The sequence below is a fragment of the Mesorhizobium sp. M7A.T.Ca.US.000.02.2.1 genome (genome assembly GCF_003996995.1).
GTDB lineage: Bacteria > Pseudomonadota > Alphaproteobacteria > Rhizobiales > Rhizobiaceae > Mesorhizobium.
Window position 1 is genome coordinate 1 of record NZ_RZTT01000096.1, and the last position, 16,513, is coordinate 16,513.

Genomic DNA, 16,513 nt, shown 5'->3' on the forward strand with positions numbered 1-16,513 from the left:
ATCTGGATGAAATCGTCGAACGGGCCGCTATGCAGGTCACGGCCGCGCGCCGAGACGATACCTGCCGTGACGGTGGTGCCGATGCCGAACGGGTTGCCGAAGGCCAGCACCTGGTCGCCTGGCATGAGCTTGTCGGAATCACCCCATTTGACGGTCGGCAGGGGTTTGTCCGACTTAATCTTGAGTACGGCGAGATCGTTCTTGGCATCGCGGCCGACAAGCTTGGCCGGAAGTTCGGTGCCGTCGTCGAGCGTCACCTTGATCGAAGAGGCACCATCGATGACGTGATTGTTGGTGACGACGGTGCCATCCGCGCCGACGATGAAGCCGGAACCCAGCGCCTCGGCGCGCTGCGGTTGCTGTTGTGGCGGCGTCTTGGGCGTCGGCATGCCCTGGTCACCGAAGAACTGGCGGAAATAGTCATCGAAGGGCGAGCCGCCGTCGAAAGGAGATGCATCGCTCATCGTTTCAGGTTGTGCCTTCATGACGGTGGTGACCGTCACCACCGCCGGCTTGTCGGCGGCAACGATGGGTGCGAACGAGCCATTGGGCGCGGTGATGCCGGCGACAGGCGTCTGGGTTGTCGGAATGGTGTTGCCCTCGCCTTGGGCGAAAGACATGACGAAGGGGGATATGATCAGCGCAGCGCCCAGCAAGGCCGCGACGCGATGCCTACGAAGGATATCTGACATGGTCGTTTGTCCGGGCGAGAGTTGATCCAGCGCCGTGGCCCTCCCGTGCGGGGAAATCGGTCATCGGCGTGTCGAGGTCGCAATTGCCCGTCTCGCCTACATGGCAGCCAACCGGATCGACGGCCTTGCATCTAGGGCGCGGATTGGCCCGATTTAGGGTTTTAGGGCGACCTTACGAAGATTTAATATCCGGACGGCGGCAGGGCCGCAAAGTCGTCGGGCGGCACCTTGCTGTCTCGCTGGAGCCTCAGCCACCGGCGCTTCGCTCGAGATAGGCCGTGGCAATCTCGCGCATGCGCTTGCCGTCGAAGCTCGGTCCGTGTCCACCATGACCGATGCGGATCGGCAGGTCGAGCAGGCGCCGCATCGTGCTGACATAGGCGGCTCGGTCGGAATCCGGCAGGTCGTCGATCAGCATGGCGTCGTAGATGGCATCGCCGCTGAAGAACAGGCCGTCGACCTCGTCGAACAGCGCGATCGAATCCGGTGAATGGCCCGGCAAATGCAGCACGCGAAATTGCCGGTCGCCAAGATCGACGACATCGCCCTCGTCCAGGGTTCGCGTCAACGGCGCGGGCGGGATCCTGTAGTCGGCCGACTTCCATCCGGGCGCCGGCAGTTTCGAGACGGCACCCTCGAGGTCATGGAACATGTAGGCGTAGGTCGCGGCCTCATCCATGGTCTCGAACCGAGCCGCGCTCATCCTTGGCCCTGCCCGCAACGGGAATTCATGCAGCGAGCCGACGTGGTCGAGATGGATGTGGGTGGCAACGACCAGCAGCGGCTTGCCCGGCGGCGTCTCGATCTGCGGCGTCAGCGGACAGATGCCCATGCCGGTGTCGACCAGCAAATCGGCATCGCGACCGCGCAGATGCCAGATATTGGCCCGAACATAGGCATGGACGAAGGGCTCGGTCAGCATCGTCGTCTTGTCGTCGACGACGCTCCTGCTGAACCAGTCCGGCATCACTGGCATCAAGCGTGAGCCTGACATCAAGTTTGACCCGGCATCAGACGAAGGGCTTCCCGACCTTGTACTTTTCCGGCACCAGCCGCTTGAGATAGGCCATGCCGGCATCCGACAGCTGATTGACATCGGGCTTCATGAAATCGTCCGGCATGTGGCGTGTCTTGCCGGCGACGTTCTTGAGCGGCACTTTCTTCAGCACCGTTCTGGTGCCGTCATATTGCAACGCCACCGAGCCGCCGCCCTGTTCGGCGACGGTGACGGCGAAAGCGCCGGCATCGAACGCCTCCTGCGCGTCGACCGCGCTGATGGCGCCGATATAGCCGCGCGGCATGTAGCCGAGCGCATCGACGCGGGCCCGCTTGCCCGGCAGGCCTTCCGCCAACGCGCGCTCGAGTGCGGCCGGCAGGTCGCTGCCCGACAGCTTGACGTTGCCATGCGCGTCGCGCTCAAGCTTGTCCGGCGGCACCAGGCTTTCGACCAGCGCCTTGCCGTCGGCGGCGCTGACGCCTTCCGAAACGGCGACGATGCAGCGCTTGTGGCGATCGAGCGTGGCACGCACGTCGTCGATGAAGCCGGCGGCCGAGAATGGGCGCTCGGGCACGTAGACGAGGTGCGGGCCGCTGTCGGGGTCGAGCTGCCAGGCGGCCGCGGCCGCGGTCAGGAAGCCCGCATGCCGGCCCATGACGATGCCGACATAGATGCCGGGCAGCGCACGAAAATCGAGATCGACGGACAGGAAGGCGCCGGCGACGAACTCGGCCGCCGAAATGAAGCCCGGCGTGTGGTCGTTTTCCTCGAGATCATTGTCGATGGTTTTTGGCGCATGGACGAAGGCAATTGAGCCGCCGGCGGCATCGGTCAGGATCTGCTGGGTACCCGACGTGTCGTTGCCGCCGATATAGATGAAGGCGTCGGCGCCGGCCTTCTTCAGGCCGTTGAGGATGACATCGCAATAGGCGGCGTCGGGCTTGTCGCGGGTCGAGCCGAGGGCGGCGCTCGGCGTGCCGGCAATCAGCCGCAGCCGGTCCTCGGGGATGGCGGAAAGGTCGACATAATTGCCGTCACGGATGCCGCGCACACCATGGATGGAGCCCAGCACCTTGGCACCTGGATGCCGCTTGCGGATCTCCAGTGTCGCCCCGACAACCGTCTGGTTGATGACGGCGGTTGGGCCGCCGCCCTGCGCGATGACAAACGTTCCAGCCATGCTTGATTTCTCCCGGCGCGATGGTTTTCAAGGCACCTTGGCCTGTCTTGCTGCATCGCGCAACGGGAGTTTCGAGCGGCGCCAACACGCCGCATAAGCGTCAGACGACGACGACCGGATTTTTTTTGGAGACGCGGCTGTAGAGGTCGATGATGTCCTGGTTGATCAGGCGCACGCAGCCCGACGACATCGCCTGGCCGATGCTCCACCATTCGGGCGAGCCGTGGATGCGATAGCCGGTGTCCTTGCCGTCCTGGTAGATGTAGAGGGCACGCGCGCCGAGCGGATTGGTGAGGCCGCCGGGCTGTCCGGCTTGCCATTTCACCAGTTCAGGCTTGCGGGCAATCATCTCCGGCGGCGGCGTCCAGGTCGGCCATTCCCTGCCGTACTGGATGTTGGCGCGACCCGACCAGCGGAAGCCATCCTTGCCGATGCCGACGCCGTAGCGAATGGCGTCGCCACCCGGCTGGACGAGATAGAGCATGCGCTCCTTGAGATGGACGACGATGGTGCCGGGCGCCTCGCCTGTCGTGTCGACGACGATCTGGCGGCGGAATTCCGGCTTGACCTTCAGATATGGCACTTCCGGCACGTTGAAGCCGCCGTCGGTCAGCCCGGCATACATGACGCCGGGGCTGGTGATGTTCTTGTCGACGCTGATGCTTGGCCGGATCGGCCGCACGGAACCCGTGGTGACGTCGTCGAGCTCGAGCGCCGGCAGACCCAAGCCCGAGGTCGAGCAACCGGCGGCGCTCAGCAGCGCGAGCGCCCCTGCCCCGGACAGGATGGCGCGGCGGGAAAGATGATGATCGGTTTCGATTGCGTCGCCATTTCGCGGCGGCGTCAGACCTTGCGGCAACTCACGCATATACCCAGACCCTACGCTGTCGGCGGGAAGCACGGTCCGGCCGGATAGCGGGCATTTTCATCATTCATGGTTGATAAAGCGTGAAGACGTTGCACAGCCTGCATTTGCGCATGGCCTTGACGATGTCCGACCTTCTTGCCTGGGCTTGAACGAAGGCTGCTGCACAAAAAGACCTCGGTCGAGTCATATTCCCGGCGCCGGCGTTTCCTACTCCTCAAACCATCAGCGAGGGGCCTCCATGTGCAAGATCTTAAAAACCGACATCAAGCTTTTTGCCGCTGCCATTGTCGCGGCGGCAACCGTTCTCGGTGCCAATGTCAGCCTGGCCGATATCGTGAGCACGCTGAGCGGCGCGAACTGACACCGATCTGCCGCTGGCGCAGTCAGGGAAATCGCCTCTTTACATTCTCCTGGGCCTAAGGATTTATCCTCTTCTTTAAGCTCAAGGGAGACGAGCATGTCCTTCGAAAACTGGGCCGCCTTCGCCGCCGCGTCGACGATCCTCCTCATCATTCCGGGTCCGACCATCCTTCTCGTCGTGTCCTACGCGCTGGGCCAGGGCTGGCGTACCGCTCTGCCGATGGCCGTCGGCGTGGCGCTGGGGGATTTCACCGCGATGACCTTGTCGATGCTGGGCATCGGCGCACTGCTGGCCGCGTCGGCGACCGTCTTCACCATCCTGAAGCTGATCGGCGCCGGCTATCTGATCTATCTCGGCGTGAAACTGTTTCGCGCCGGCGGCGCGCTGAAAGCCGAACCGCGCACCGACGCGGTCTCCTCGGCCAAGATGATGGCGCACGCCTGGCTGGTCACCGCGCTCAACCCGAAAAGCATCACCTTCTTCGTCGCCTTTCTGCCGCAGTTCCTCGACCGGCACGCCGATTTCTGGACGCAGATGCTGATCTTCGAGACGACCTTCCTGGCGCTCGCCTTCGCCAATGCCTTTGGCTATGCGCTGATCGCCTCACGCGCACGCAACGTGGTGCGCAATCCCAAGGCGATCCGGATCTTCAACCGCACCGGCGGCACGCTGCTGGTCGGCGCCGGCATCGCCACGGTGGCGATGCGTTCCAGCAATTAGCTGTCTTTTTGCTCATGACCCCGAAATTGTTTTTCGGGGTCATGACCGGCCTTACCATTTGACGCTGAACCCAAGATTGCCTTCGAGTATCCGACGCTCGTCGCCGCCGAGATTGGTGGTGTAGTCGCCGGTGGCGAAGATGCTGACCTTGTCCGTCACCTTGGCGATCACACCGCCACCGAATTCGAACGAGGTCGATCTGCCCTCGGTGGAGATATCGGTGGTGTCGAAATTGACATGGCTCGTGCCGCCGAAATCGTGCCAGATGTTGGCCTTGAGGTACGGCTGCAGCGCCATGCCATTGATCGTTGTTTCGCCTTGCAGCCGTGCGCCGAGCCGGCCGGTCACGTTGCCGTCGGTATCGAAGGAAACCGAAGCAAAGCGGTCCGATGCATCGTCGAGCGACAGTTGCTGCCAGACCAGTTGCGCCTGCGGTTCAAGCGTCCAGCCTTGCCCCAGCGCGATGGGATAGCCGCCTTCCAGCGAAGCGGTGACACCGGTCCCGCCGACGTCGATGCCGATGCCGCGCGACGATGTTGCGTCTCCGCCGAAGAAGGTGGCCATGAGGACGCCGTCCAGGTACCAGCCACCCTGACCGATCCGGTCCAGTAGCCGCCGACGCTGGTGCCGTTGATATCCATGCTGCCGACGGACAGATTGTCCCAGCCCAGCGCCTGGCCGCGCACGTCGCCATTCATGCTGGCATAGGCGACGAACAGGCCGGCGCGATCGGTCTGGCCCGACGCGGTTTCGCGGCCGAACAGATCGAAGCCCGCCTGGAGGCCGAACAGGGTGCCGTCGAATGACGGCGATACCGTTCCTGAATACGCCATCTTGCTGTCCTGACCGAAGATGCGGCCCCAGACCGGCGACAGCTCGGTGTTCGACAACAGGCTCTGCTCGCCGCGCCGTTCGTGGAAGGTGCCGAGCGTCGTCATCGCCAGATGTTCGGCGACCGGGGGCAAGGCGGAATAGACCGGAACCTCGATGCGATAGAGCAGGATCTCCTCGCCCGCCGCCGGTGTCGGCAGGTCAGGCCCATCCGTTGGCACAACCGGCGGCGGCGGGGGCGGATCCGCAACTGGTGCCGGCGGTGGTGCCGGCGGCGGCTCGGGCTCCGGATCGGCGGCCTGCACCGGCGGTGTCGGATCGACCGGCGGATTGTTGATGTCGCCCTCGGTCGGAGGCGGCGTCGGCGGCAGCTCGGAAGGCGGCGGCGGCGGCGGTTCGGCCGCCGGCGGCTCAGGTTCCGGCGGCGCAGTGGGTTCCAGCGCCGGCGGGGCTGCGGCCGGCGGGGCCGGCGTGTTCAGCGTCGAGCGCAGGTACCAGTTCTCCTCGCTGCCGGCGCTGACGCCGCCCTTGAACAGGTAATATTCGAAGGCACCGGCGGCGACCGGGGCGTCGAGCGCGAATGTCGTGGCGCCCGAGGTGGCGCCGTTGATTGCCTGGACGACCATGATGCCGTCCTGCGTGGTCGCAGCCCCCGCGCCGCCGAGATTGACCACGGAGATGCCGGTCGAACCGGAAGCCGTTCCGCTCGACAGGACCAACTTGTCGGATGCGGAGGAATCGTCACCGAGCTCGGTCTGGATAAGCAGCAGGCCACCCAGGCCGACATAATTGCCCGAAATCGTCAGGCTGTCGGTGGCGCCGGTGGTGCCATTGGTCAGGTCGATGCGTCCGGCATTGGTGACCTGCGCCAACTGGCCTGCCGTAAACGCCTGGATCGCTGCGTTGAAACCACCGCCATAGAGCGTGCTTGCGGCATCGACACTGAGCGAACCCGTGCCGGTGCCGCTGTCGCCGAGCACCAGATTGCCGTCGAGCGTCAGCTCGGTGTCATTGGTGGCGTCGATGCTCTCCCAGTTCTGGAGCCGGCTGACCCCATCCAGTTTGACGTTGTCCAGGGTCAGCGCATCGCTGCCGGCACCACCTGATATGGCGTCCGTGGCACCGAGATTGGCGTTGGTGAGGTTGCTGAGCCTGGCGGTGTCGTTATCGCCGCCGAGATCGACGGAACCATAGATGATGCCGCCACCGTTCCAGACGAAACTGTCGGCGCCAAAGCTCATCAGTATATCGCCACCGACCGTGCCGCCGGTGACCGTGACGCTGTCATTGCCGCCGCTGACGCTGATGTTGCCGCCGATGGTGCCGCCCGATAGGATGATCGTGTCCTTGTCGAAGCCGGTGACGAGGTTGCGGTCGATGGTGCCGCCGGACATGTTGAAATAGTTCTGGTCGAGCTTCATGTTGACGCGGCCGATGCGGCCACCGGTCATCACGGCGCGGTCGCCATCGTCGAAGAAATCGACGATGCGTCCGCCGGTCATGGTGAAGGTGTCGAGGCCGTCGCCCTGGTTGAGCGAGCCGATCTGGCCGCCGCTCATGTTGAAGTCGTCGATGCCGGCGCCCTGCTGGACATTGCCGCCGACGGTACCCGCGCCAATGGTGAAGAAATCCGTGCCGCCGCCCTGATCGACGGTGCCGGTGATGGTGCCGGACTGCATGTCGATGCGGTCCGTGCCGACACCAAAGCTGACATTGCCTGATATCTGCCCGGTGCCGCCGGCGGGAAAATTCAGCGTGTTATCGCCATCGGCATCGGTGAGGCTGCCGCCCGAGTCGCCGCTATCGCAGGTGTAGACGGTGTTTCCGGCGATTGGGCCCAGCACGCATGCGGCAAACGCAGCTGAATTGGGCAGCAACGCAAAGGCCGTAGTTGAGAAGATGCTAATAAGCCAAGGATGTAGCGGATGTGGCTTTCGCCGTGGCGAAGCAACTGTCACCTGCGCATCCTCCGAACGACTGATCGGAAGCGAGTTCTTCATATGCCGCATCGCGTCCCCTCTCAATTCGCGATTTCCAGCCCCCGCCAGCCGCCGTAATGAAGACACAATTCATTCGATTTTACAAAGCCTAATCTGCCCCGCATGGTTGCTAAACTGCAAAGACTACTGAAATGATCTGGCGTAGCGCGCGGTTGGCGTGTCCGTGGCCCATGCTTTAGGATCGGTTTGGGCCGAAGGATCGAGGCCCTGTCACGGATCGATGAAAGGACATCGCATGGCAACCAGGGACGCATTCGGCCTGGCGCTTTCGGGCGCGACGGCGGCGGGATCCACCCCCTACAGCCAGGCGGTGCGTGAACTGCAGTGCTTCATCGGCGACCCCGTAGCCTCCGTCGACCGCGCCATCGCGGAAGATCCCGGCTTCGTCATGGCGCATGTCTTCAAGGGCTATCTGTTCGGCCTCGCCACCGAGCGGGAGGCGACAGCGGTGGCCAAGGCTTGCCATGAGGCGTCACTGCCGCTTGCCGCGACCACGCGCGAGCGGGCGCATGTCACAGCCCTGGGTCATCTCGCCAACGGACGCTGGCATCAAGCCAGCCGCATTCTCGAGGACATCACCATCGAGACCCCGCGCGACGGGCTGGCGCTGCAGGTCGGCCACCAGATCGATTTCTTCACCGGCAATGCACGCATGCTGCGCGACCGCATCGCACGCGCCCTGCCGTCCTGGCAAAGCGGCATGCCCGGCTACCACGCCATGCTCGGCATGCAGGCCTTCGGGCTGGAGGAAATGGGAGACTATGTCAGGGCCGAGCAGCTTGGCCGCGCGGCGGTCGACATCGAGCCGCGCGACGGCTGGGCGCAGCACGCCGTCGCCCATGTCATGGAAATGCAGAGCCGGCAAAGGGATGGCATCGCCTGGATGCAGGCCAACCCGGAAGCGTGGACAAGGGAAAGCTTCCTGCAGGTGCACAATTGGTGGCACCTGGCGCTGTTCCACTATGATCTCGGCGAGACCGACGCGGTGCTGGCCCTCTATGACGGCCCCATCTACAGCGTGCAATCGACGATGGCGCTCAACATGGTCGATGCCTCGGCAGTCCTGTGGCGGCTCGCCCTCGGCGGCGTCGATGTCGGCGACCGCTGGGCGGCGCTCGCCGCCAATTGGCATAAGGCCGGCGCCGGCAATTATGCCTTCAACGATGCCCACGCGATGATGGCCTTTGTCGGTGCAGAGTTAGATGCGCCGGCCCTCGCTTTGCTTGAGGCTCAGCGCGAGGCCATGCGTGGCAGCGACGACAATGCGGCTTTCACGCGGGATGTCGGCCATCCGCTGACGCTCGCCATCAAGGCATTCGGTGAGGGCAGTTACGCCGAGACCGTGCGCCTGATCCGGCCGATCCGATCGATCTACCATCGCTTCGGCGGCAGCCACGCCCAGCGCGATGTTATCGACCTGACGCTGATCGAGGCAGCGTTGCGCGCCGGTGACGGTGCGCTGGCCAGGGCGCTCACGGCCGAGCGTTCGATGGCGCGGCCCGACAGTCCGCTGTCAGCGCTGTTTGTGCGACGCGCCGCCGATTTGTCGGAGAATTGACCCGAAGCGGATCTTGTTTTAAAAACTGGCCAAGCCAGATTTTTTCGAGACCCGAAAAAATTAGCTGGCGTGGGAGGAAGACATGTATCTGGGCCTCGATCTCGGGACGTCGGGCGTCAAGGCGCTGCTGATCGATGCCGGGCAAACCGTCGTCGGTTCCGGCCATGGTTCGCTTGATGTTTCACGGCCGCATCCCGGCTGGTCGGAACAGAATCCCGAGCACTGGATCCGGGCCTGCGAAGACGCAATTGCCGAGCTCAAATCCTCCCATCCGGATGAACTCGCGGCAGTCAAGGGCATTGGCCTGTCCGGGCAGATGCATGGCGCCACGCTGCTCGACGCCGCCGACAAGGTGCTGCGTCCCTGCATCCTGTGGAACGACACGCGCAGCCATGCCGAGGCGGCTGTCCTCGATGCCGATCCGCGCTTCCGCGCTCTGACCGGCAACATCGTCTTTCCCGGTTTCACCGCGCCGAAACTTGCCTGGGTGAAAAACAACGAACCCGCTCTCTTCGCCAAGGTCGCAAAAGTGCTGCTGCCCAAGGATTTCCTGCGGCTCTGGCTTTCGGGCGAACACATTTCGGAGATGTCGGATTCTGCCGGTACCTCCTGGCTCGATGTCGGCAAGCGGCGCTGGAGTACGGACCTGCTCGCAGCGACGTCGCTCGACGAGGAGCAGATGCCGTCGCTGGTCGAGGGTACGCACAAGGCAGGCGCACTGCGCAGTGAATTGGCCTCGAAATGGGGCGTCCAGGCCGGCATTCCAATCGCCGGCGGCGCCGGCGACAATGCGGCCTCGGCCTGCGGCATGGGCACGGTCGGCGCCGGCCACGCTTTCGTCTCGCTCGGCACATCGGGCGTGCTGTTTGCCGCCAACGCTTCCTACCTGCCCAACCCGGCTAGCGCGGTTCACACCTTCTGCCACGCCCTGCCGAACACCTGGCACCAGATGGGGGTCATCCTGTCGGCGACGGATTCGCTCAACTGGCTGTCCGAAATCACCGGGAAGAGCGCCGGCGAATTGACCACTGAGCTCGGCGACACATTGAAGGCGCCGAGCGGCGTGTCCTTCCTGCCTTATCTCTCGGGTGAGCGCACACCCTACAATGATGCCGCCATTCGCGGCGCGTTCGCCGGGCTGGCGCATGAATCGAGCCGTGCCGTGCTGACCCAGGCCGTGCTGGAGGGTGTGGCCTTTGCCTTCCGCGACAGCCTCGACGCCCTGGCGAAGGCCGGCACGAGTTTGACGCGGGTGACGGCGATCGGCGGCGGTTCCCGCTCGCGCTACTGGCTGAAGGCGATTGCCACCGCGCTTCAACTGCCTGTCGACATTCCCGCCGACGGCGATTTCGGCGCCGCCTTTGGTGCCGCGCGGCTCGGCCTGATCGCGGCGACGGGTGCCGATCCGCTTGAAATCTGTACGGCACCGAGGACGGATGCGACGATCGAACCGGACGCGGCGCTTGGCGGCGTCTATGCCGATGCCTATCAGCGCTACCGGGAGCTGTACCCGGCGATCAGGGCTGTAACCGCGTGATTCAGTGCGAGGCGCCCCCCTCTGCCCTGCCGGGCATCTCCCCCTCTAGGGGGGAGATCGGCAGCGTTGACGGCTTTACTCGTCTTGCAAGGTTGATAATTAGCGATGGCGGGAAAGACAGCCAATCTCCCCCCTTGAGGGGGAGATGGCCGGCAGGCCAGAGGGGCGCGCGTGGCGCCCACCCTAACAGCAAAGCCTCACTGCGCAGGCACCTTGTCGAGAAAGCCGGTGACGCTCTTCAGGCGGCCGTTCTCGATGATTCCGATATCGGTGCCTTCAATCACCGAAGGCGTCCCCTCAGGTCCGAGATTCCACGAGAAGCGGATCTTGTCGGCAAAACCGTCCGGCGTGCCCTTCAGCGAGAACCGGAAGCCGGCAAAGCGCTGCTGCACGCCGTCGATCAGAGCCGCGACGCCTTCATGGCCGTCGCCCTGCATGAGCGGATCACGATAGCTGACGTCTTCCGTGAAGGTCGCCTTGAGCAATTCGGTCCGGCGGACGGCATCGCTTTCGTTCCAGGCGGTGATGTAGTTTTCAGCGATCTTGGTGAGGTCGGTCATGGTCTGTCTCCTTCATTGACGGTTTTGACATGACCCTTTTCAACCGGCGCTGGCCTGAAACCAATTACGCCTGAGGTAATGGCGGCAGAACTTTGTGAGAGGACAGAAATCATGAGCAGCGGATTTTTCGGCGACATCAAGAAAATCAAATATGAAGGGCCGGATTCGACCAATCCGCTGGCCTATAGGTTCTACAATCCCGACGAGCTCGTCGCCGGCAAACGGCTGGAAGACCATCTGCGCTTCGCCGTCGCCTACTGGCACTCCTTTGCCTGGCCGGGCGGCGACCCGTTCGGCGGCCAGACCTTCGACCGGCCGTGGTTCCCCAAGGCAGGTGGCACCGACACGATGGAGCTGGCAAAGCTGAAAGCGGACGTCGCCTTCGAGATGTTCTCGCTGCTCGGCGCGCCCTATTTCTGCTTCCACGACGCCGATGTGCGGCCGGAGGGCAAGGACTTTTCCGAAAGTGCCGCGCGCCTCGACGAGATCGCCGATTACTTCGCGGGGAAGATGAAGCAGACCGGCGTCAAGCTGCTTTGGGGCACCGCCAATCTGTTCTCCAATCGCCGCTTCATGTCGGGGGCGGCCACCAATCCCGATCCGGATGTCTTTGCCTACGCAGCGGCGACGGTAAAAAGCTGCATCGACGTCACCAAGCGGCTGAAGGGCGAAAACTACGTGCTGTGGGGCGGGCGCGAAGGCTATGAGACGCTGCTCAACACCGACCTCGCGCGCGAGCAGGAACAGGCCGGCCGGTTCCTCAGCATGGTCGTCGACTACAAGCACAAAATCGGCTTCAAGGGCGCGATCCTGATCGAGCCGAAGCCGCAGGAGCCGACCAAGCATCAGTACGATTACGATGTCGCCACGGTCTACGGCTTCCTCAAGCGCTTCGGGCTGGAGAAGGAGGTCAAGGTCAATATCGAGCAGGGCCACGCCATCCTGGCCGGCCATTCCTTCGAGCACGAACTGGCTCTGGCCAATGCACTCGGCATTTTCGGTTCGATCGATATGAACCGCAACGACTATCAGTCGGGATGGGACACCGACCAGTTCCCCAACAACGTGCCGGAAATGGCACTGGCCTACTACCAGGTCCTGCAGGCCGGCGGCTTCAAGACCGGCGGCACCAATTTCGACGCCAAGCTGCGCCGCCAGTCGCTCGATCCGCAGGACCTGCTGATCGGCCATATCGGCGGCATGGACTCTTGCGCACGTGGCCTGAAAGCCGCGGCCCGCATGGTCGAGGACAAGGCGCTATCGGCGCCGCTGGCCGAACGTTATGCCGGCTGGAACACGGCCGAGGGCAAGGCGATGCTCGCCGGCAAGCGCACGCTTGAGGATATCGCCGAGCGTGTCGTCAAGAAGAGGATTGAGCCGCAGCCGAGGTCCGGCCGCCAGGAACTGCTGGAAAATATCGTCAACCGCTACGTGTAAGGCGCGCGCCGCTCCATCTCTGGACCGACATCCGGCACCACTGGCTGAAAGCCGCCGCCATCGCTATCTGCTAGTCAGCCCACTTCGCGAGAGGCTGCCGAGGATCGCACAGATCTTCGGCAGCCGGCGTGAGATCGAGATGCCACGCGTGTCGCCGAAAGAGGGCCCGTGCGGCAGCCTTTATTTTTATGCATGTCGTCATTCCCAAAACCGCTGTGCACTTTTGGGCGACATGCATTGGCGGGAGACGGAAATGGCAGAGGATCGAATCATCGTGCGCCCGGCGCAGGCAAGCGATATTCCGGCGTTGAAGCAGGTGCTGCAGGAAACGTTCGAAGGCACATGGCTGCCGAACATCACCGAAGCAGCGGCGCGGCGCTATGTCGAGACGGATATTGGCGGGCGCTATGTCGACCGGAGCTGGCCTGAGTTCGCCGTTGCCGAGATCGATGGCGAGGTCGCCGGCCTGATCCATTGGCGCGCCGATTTCATCGAGGCCCTGCACGTCATGGCATCCCGTCAAGGCCAAGGTGTCGGCCGCAAGCTGCTCTCCCATGCCGAACAGGCAATCGGCACCGCCGGGTTGGCGCAGGCGCGGCTGGAAACCGACACGTTCAACCTGCCGGCACAAGCCCTCTACAAGGCGGTCGGCTATGTCGAGAAAAACCGCTATCCAGACGACGAATGGGATAGTGGCTTCACCACGGTGCTGTTCGAAAAGCGGCTGTAGATCTCTCCTTGATCTGACCTGCCGGGACGCAGGAACAGCTTTGCGCATGGCCCGGTCCCGCGACACGGTTTTGCCCTTCGACGCCCTTCAATGACCTCGCTCTTGCCTTCAAACTGCCGTCACGTTTCTCGTATAAGAGTGGCTCGTGGCGGGAGAGGAAGAAGGAGGCGAACCGATATGCAGAACGAACGTGAAATCGACGCCCTGCTCTCACCTGGCGAGGCCGGATCGATCATCGACCGGCTGATGGCGATGCCGCATCCGAAGGATGGTACGCGCCGCTCCAACGAATGGGACCGCGCCGTTGCCAGCCGTTTCGAGACCCATCTTGCCAGACAGATGCGCTCGCAGATCGACGGCGGCAGTGACCGTCAGAACGCTGCCTGAGCTTTCCGACTTTGTGCATGTCGTTGTCCCAAAACCGCTACACACTTTTGGGCGACATGCACATCAACCCCTCCGCAATCTGACCGGCGCTTCGCCGAAAGCCCTTGAAAATGCCCTCGAAAATGCCGCGGCGGACGAGAACCCGGTCCGCCCGGCAATATCGGCCATGGCAACCCTCGTATCGACCACCAGCCGGCGCGCGGCGCCGAGGCGCAGCCTGAGGTAATAGGCGCCCGGCGTCTCGCCGATCGATTTGCGAAAGATGCTTTCCAGCGTCCGTGCCGTCACCCCGGCGCGCTTGGCCACTGCTTCGATGGTCAGCGGCTGGTCGACATGCGATTCCATCAGCCGGATGGCTTGCGCAAGGCGCGGGTCGTAGCCGTCGAGCCGGCCGAGCGAGACCAGCGGCTGTGCGTCGGTGGCGGCGCGAGCCTGGTCGTAGATGAAGACGCTGGCGACATCGAGCGCCACCGCCATACCGAGCCGCGTGCGGATGAGATGCAGCATCAGGTCGAAGGTCGGCGACGCGCCGCCCGAGGTGAACACTGGCCCGTCGATGACATAGCGGTCAGGGCGGACATCGACGCCGGGGAACGACGAGGAAAAATCCTCCATGTCCTCCCAGTGGGTGGTGGCACTGCGCCCTTCCAGCAGGCCCGCGCGTGCCACCAGCCAGGTGCCCGCCTCGACACCGCCGCACGCGCGCGCCGTGCGTGCCGCCCGGCGCAGTCCGGACAACAGAGCCGAGGTTGCATAGTTCTGGGTGCCGAAGCCGGCGACAACGACAAGAACGTCGGTCGGCTCAGCCGCATCGAAGCGGCCGCCGACCGCCACCGGCAGGCCGCATGTGGTGACCGGAGCCTCGCCGGTCACCGAGACCAGCCGAAAATCGAACAGGGTCTCGCCGGAGATGCGGTTGGCGGCGCGCAGTGGATCGACGGCGGATGCCACGCACATGATCGACGAGCCGGAAAACACCAGCAGCGTCACCTTGAGCGGCAGACGCTCGGCACGAAAGATCGTCGGTTTTTCGCTTTTTGTCATGGAAGCTTCGTAAAACGCAAAACAGTTTCCGGCAAGTCGGGCATTGTTGTGGACTGTTCTTTCGGAGGAGAGTTCTATGCCGCTTGCGATGAACCGTGAGGTCTTCATTACCTGTGCCGTGACCGGGTCCGGCGGGTCGCAGGACCGCAGCCCTCATGTGCCGCGCTCGCCAAAGCAGATCGCGGATTCCGCCATCGACGCGGCCAAGGCGGGCGCCGCCATCGTGCATTGCCATGTGCGCGACCCTGAGACCGGCAAGCCCAGGCGCGATGTGCAACTCTACCGCGAAGTGACCGAGCGCATCCGCGCGGCAGAAGTCGACGTCATCCTCAACCTGACCGCCGGCATGGGCGGCGACATGGTGTTCGGATCGCCGGAAGCGCCGCTGCCGCTCAACGAAAAAGGCACAGACATGGGCGGCGCCACCAACCGCATGGAACATGTGCGCCAGTGCCTGCCGGAAATCTGCACGCTCGACTGCGGCACCATGAACTTCGCCGAAGCCGATTATGTCATGACCAACACGCCCGGCATGCTTCGCGCCATGGGCGGCATGATGACGGCGCTCGGCGTCAAGCCGGAGATCGAGGCCTTCGACACCGGTCATCTGTGGTTCGCCAAGCAGCTGGTCGAGGAAAAGGTGCTCAATCCGGATGCGCTGGTGCAGCTCTGCATGGGCGTGCCGTGGGGGGCGCCGGACGACCTCAACACCTTCATGGCCATGGTCAACAATGTGCCGTCGACCTGGAACTGGTCGGCCTTTGCCATCGGCCGCAACCAGATGGCCTATGCTGCTGCGGCGGTGCTGGCCGGCGGCAATGTCCGCGTCGGTCTCGAAGACAATCTCTGGCTCGACAAGGGCGTGCTGGCGACCAACGCACAGCTGGTCGAACGCGCAGCCAGCATCGTCACCAATCTCGGCGCCAGGATTCTTGGGCCGGAAGAGGTGAGGCAGAAGCTCAACCTTACCAAGCGGGCGCCGATCGCGGCATAAATTATTCGTCGGGAGGGTCGGCATGACTACCGTAAAATTCACCGCAATGAAGGATGGCGACCGGGACGACTACGAGTTCCTGACCGCGCATGAGATCGACTATGCGGCCAGGACCGGCGAGCGGCTGCTCGACGCGCTGGTGCAGCTCGACGCGGGCCTATCGGGCTACAAGATCACCCGGCTCGGCCATTCGCTGCAGGCGGCGACGCGTGCCTGGCGCGACGGCGCCGACACCGACTGGATCGCCTGCGCGCTACTGCACGACATCGGCGACATCTACGCGCCATACAATCACGACGAATATGCCGCTTCGATCCTGAAACCCTTCGTGCGCGAACAATGCACTTGGGTGGTGGAGAAACATGGCGACTTCCAGCGGCTCTACTATGCCCATCACCTCGGCGGTAACCGCCATGCGCGCGACCGCTTTGCCGGCCACGCCTATTTCGACGATTGCGACCAGTTTTGCGAACGCTGGGACCAGTCCAGCTTCGACCCCGATTATGACACGCTGCCGATCGAATTCTTCCGGCCCTTCGTCCTCGAAGTCTTCGCCCGCAAGGCATACGACCCGTCCGTGATCCGCGCCGGCGAACGCGTGCCGCTCATAGATCCCA

At 63.8% G+C, this 16,513-nt stretch carries 15 protein-coding genes and 1 pseudogene; 9 read left to right on the top strand and 7 right to left on the bottom strand.

Annotated features, from left to right (window positions below):
• The 4 genes from EOD15_RS11810 to EOD15_RS11825 form a co-directional block, all read right to left on the bottom strand.
• The coding region (locus EOD15_RS11810) for a trypsin-like peptidase domain-containing protein (protein WP_127408510.1) at positions 1 to 692 on the bottom strand (692 nt) is incomplete at its 3' end.
• 247 nt (positions 693 to 939) lie between these two features.
• On the bottom strand, positions 940 to 1,659 hold the full coding sequence (locus tag EOD15_RS11815) for an MBL fold metallo-hydrolase (RefSeq protein WP_127322093.1): 720 nt from the start codon (positions 1,657 to 1,659) through the stop codon (positions 940 to 942).
• A 43-nt stretch (positions 1,660 to 1,702) separates the two neighbouring features.
• Positions 1,703 to 2,869 (bottom strand): diphosphate--fructose-6-phosphate 1-phosphotransferase, encoded by a 1,167-nt coding sequence (locus EOD15_RS11820; protein WP_127408511.1) that lies wholly within the window; start codon positions 2,867 to 2,869, stop codon positions 1,703 to 1,705.
• A 100-nt stretch (positions 2,870 to 2,969) separates the two neighbouring features.
• The gene (locus EOD15_RS11825; protein ID WP_127322091.1) at positions 2,970 to 3,737 is read right to left on the bottom strand and encodes a L,D-transpeptidase; all 768 of its coding nucleotides are present in this window, start codon (positions 3,735 to 3,737) and stop codon (positions 2,970 to 2,972) included.
• 238 nt (positions 3,738 to 3,975) lie between these two features.
• Between EOD15_RS11825 and EOD15_RS37215 the strand changes: the two genes are divergently transcribed.
• Both EOD15_RS37215 and EOD15_RS11835 read left to right on the top strand, forming a co-directional pair.
• Positions 3,976 to 4,098, top strand: coding sequence for a hypothetical protein (locus EOD15_RS37215; RefSeq protein ID WP_127270199.1), 123 nt, complete (start codon positions 3,976 to 3,978; stop codon positions 4,096 to 4,098).
• 96 nt (positions 4,099 to 4,194) lie between these two features.
• Entirely contained in the window at positions 4,195 to 4,818 is a 624-nt protein-coding gene (locus EOD15_RS11835; RefSeq protein ID WP_023813669.1) for a LysE family translocator, read from the top strand.
• Positions 4,819 to 4,869: 51 nt separating this feature from the next.
• Here the strand turns inward: EOD15_RS11835 and EOD15_RS11840 are convergent.
• Positions 4,870 to 7,658, bottom strand: a pseudogene (locus EOD15_RS11840) (autotransporter outer membrane beta-barrel domain-containing protein).
• A 226-nt stretch (positions 7,659 to 7,884) separates the two neighbouring features.
• On the opposite strand from EOD15_RS11840, the gene EOD15_RS11845 reads away from it, so the two are divergent.
• Both EOD15_RS11845 and xylB read left to right on the top strand, forming a co-directional pair.
• Positions 7,885 to 9,207 carry a tetratricopeptide repeat protein gene (locus EOD15_RS11845; RefSeq protein WP_127322738.1) on the top strand — a complete coding sequence of 441 codons (1,323 nt, stop codon included), beginning with the start codon at positions 7,885 to 7,887 and terminating at the stop codon, positions 9,205 to 9,207.
• 82 nt (positions 9,208 to 9,289) lie between these two features.
• A complete protein-coding gene (xylB, locus tag EOD15_RS11850) occupies positions 9,290 to 10,744 on the top strand; it encodes a xylulokinase (RefSeq protein ID WP_127322174.1) in 1,455 nt (484 codons plus the stop codon).
• A 197-nt stretch (positions 10,745 to 10,941) separates the two neighbouring features.
• Here xylB and EOD15_RS11860 read toward each other — a convergent pair whose 3' ends face one another.
• Positions 10,942 to 11,304, bottom strand: a complete 363-nt coding sequence (locus EOD15_RS11860) for a nuclear transport factor 2 family protein (protein WP_127269938.1) — start codon at positions 11,302 to 11,304, stop codon at positions 10,942 to 10,944.
• Between the two features lie 111 nt (positions 11,305 to 11,415).
• Between EOD15_RS11860 and xylA the strand changes: the two genes are divergently transcribed.
• From xylA to EOD15_RS11875, 3 genes are all read left to right on the top strand, one after another.
• On the top strand, positions 11,416 to 12,741 hold the full coding sequence (xylA, locus tag EOD15_RS11865) for a xylose isomerase (protein WP_127269940.1): 1,326 nt from the start codon (positions 11,416 to 11,418) through the stop codon (positions 12,739 to 12,741).
• Positions 12,742 to 12,994: 253 nt separating this feature from the next.
• Positions 12,995 to 13,471, top strand: coding sequence for an N-acetyltransferase (locus tag EOD15_RS11870; RefSeq protein ID WP_127322172.1), 477 nt, complete (start codon positions 12,995 to 12,997; stop codon positions 13,469 to 13,471).
• Between the two features lie 177 nt (positions 13,472 to 13,648).
• A complete protein-coding gene (locus tag EOD15_RS11875) occupies positions 13,649 to 13,858 on the top strand; it encodes a hypothetical protein (RefSeq protein ID WP_127270186.1) in 210 nt (69 codons plus the stop codon).
• Positions 13,859 to 13,921: 63 nt separating this feature from the next.
• Here EOD15_RS11875 and EOD15_RS11880 read toward each other — a convergent pair whose 3' ends face one another.
• Positions 13,922 to 14,902 (bottom strand): GlxA family transcriptional regulator, encoded by a 981-nt coding sequence (locus EOD15_RS11880; protein ID WP_127408512.1) that lies wholly within the window; start codon positions 14,900 to 14,902, stop codon positions 13,922 to 13,924.
• Positions 14,903 to 14,978: 76 nt separating this feature from the next.
• Between EOD15_RS11880 and EOD15_RS11885 the strand changes: the two genes are divergently transcribed.
• Both EOD15_RS11885 and EOD15_RS11890 read left to right on the top strand, forming a co-directional pair.
• Positions 14,979 to 15,896, top strand: a complete 918-nt coding sequence (locus EOD15_RS11885; RefSeq protein ID WP_127408513.1) for a 3-keto-5-aminohexanoate cleavage protein — start codon at positions 14,979 to 14,981, stop codon at positions 15,894 to 15,896.
• 22 nt (positions 15,897 to 15,918) lie between these two features.
• Positions 15,919 to 16,513, top strand: a 595-nt coding sequence (locus EOD15_RS11890) for an HD domain-containing protein (protein WP_127408514.1), incomplete at its 3' end; no start/stop codon positions are given.

Bases quoted from the DNA above. Each gene is read 5' to 3' on its own strand.
- EOD15_RS11845 (WP_127322738.1), top strand. From the start codon at position 7,885: ATGGCAACCAGGGACGCATTCGGCCTGGCGCTTTCGGGCGCGACGGCG.
- EOD15_RS11815 (WP_127322093.1), bottom strand. From the start codon at position 1,659: ATGCCGGACTGGTTCAGCAGGAGCGTCGTCGACGACAAGACGACGATG.
- EOD15_RS11870 (WP_127322172.1), top strand. From the start codon at position 12,995: ATGGCAGAGGATCGAATCATCGTGCGCCCGGCGCAGGCAAGCGATATT.
- EOD15_RS11885 (WP_127408513.1), top strand. From the start codon at position 14,979: ATGCCGCTTGCGATGAACCGTGAGGTCTTCATTACCTGTGCCGTGACC.
- EOD15_RS11820 (WP_127408511.1), bottom strand. From the start codon at position 2,869: ATGGCTGGAACGTTTGTCATCGCGCAGGGCGGCGGCCCAACCGCCGTC.
- xylB (WP_127322174.1), top strand. From the start codon at position 9,290: ATGTATCTGGGCCTCGATCTCGGGACGTCGGGCGTCAAGGCGCTGCTG.
- EOD15_RS11835 (WP_023813669.1), top strand. From the start codon at position 4,195: ATGTCCTTCGAAAACTGGGCCGCCTTCGCCGCCGCGTCGACGATCCTC.
- EOD15_RS11825 (WP_127322091.1), bottom strand. From the start codon at position 3,737: ATGCGTGAGTTGCCGCAAGGTCTGACGCCGCCGCGAAATGGCGACGCA.
- EOD15_RS11880 (WP_127408512.1), bottom strand. From the start codon at position 14,902: ATGACAAAAAGCGAAAAACCGACGATCTTTCGTGCCGAGCGTCTGCCG.
- EOD15_RS11875 (WP_127270186.1), top strand. From the start codon at position 13,649: ATGCAGAACGAACGTGAAATCGACGCCCTGCTCTCACCTGGCGAGGCC.
- EOD15_RS11860 (WP_127269938.1), bottom strand. From the start codon at position 11,304: ATGACCGACCTCACCAAGATCGCTGAAAACTACATCACCGCCTGGAAC.
- xylA (WP_127269940.1), top strand. From the start codon at position 11,416: ATGAGCAGCGGATTTTTCGGCGACATCAAGAAAATCAAATATGAAGGG.
- EOD15_RS37215 (WP_127270199.1), top strand. From the start codon at position 3,976: ATGTGCAAGATCTTAAAAACCGACATCAAGCTTTTTGCCGCTGCCATT.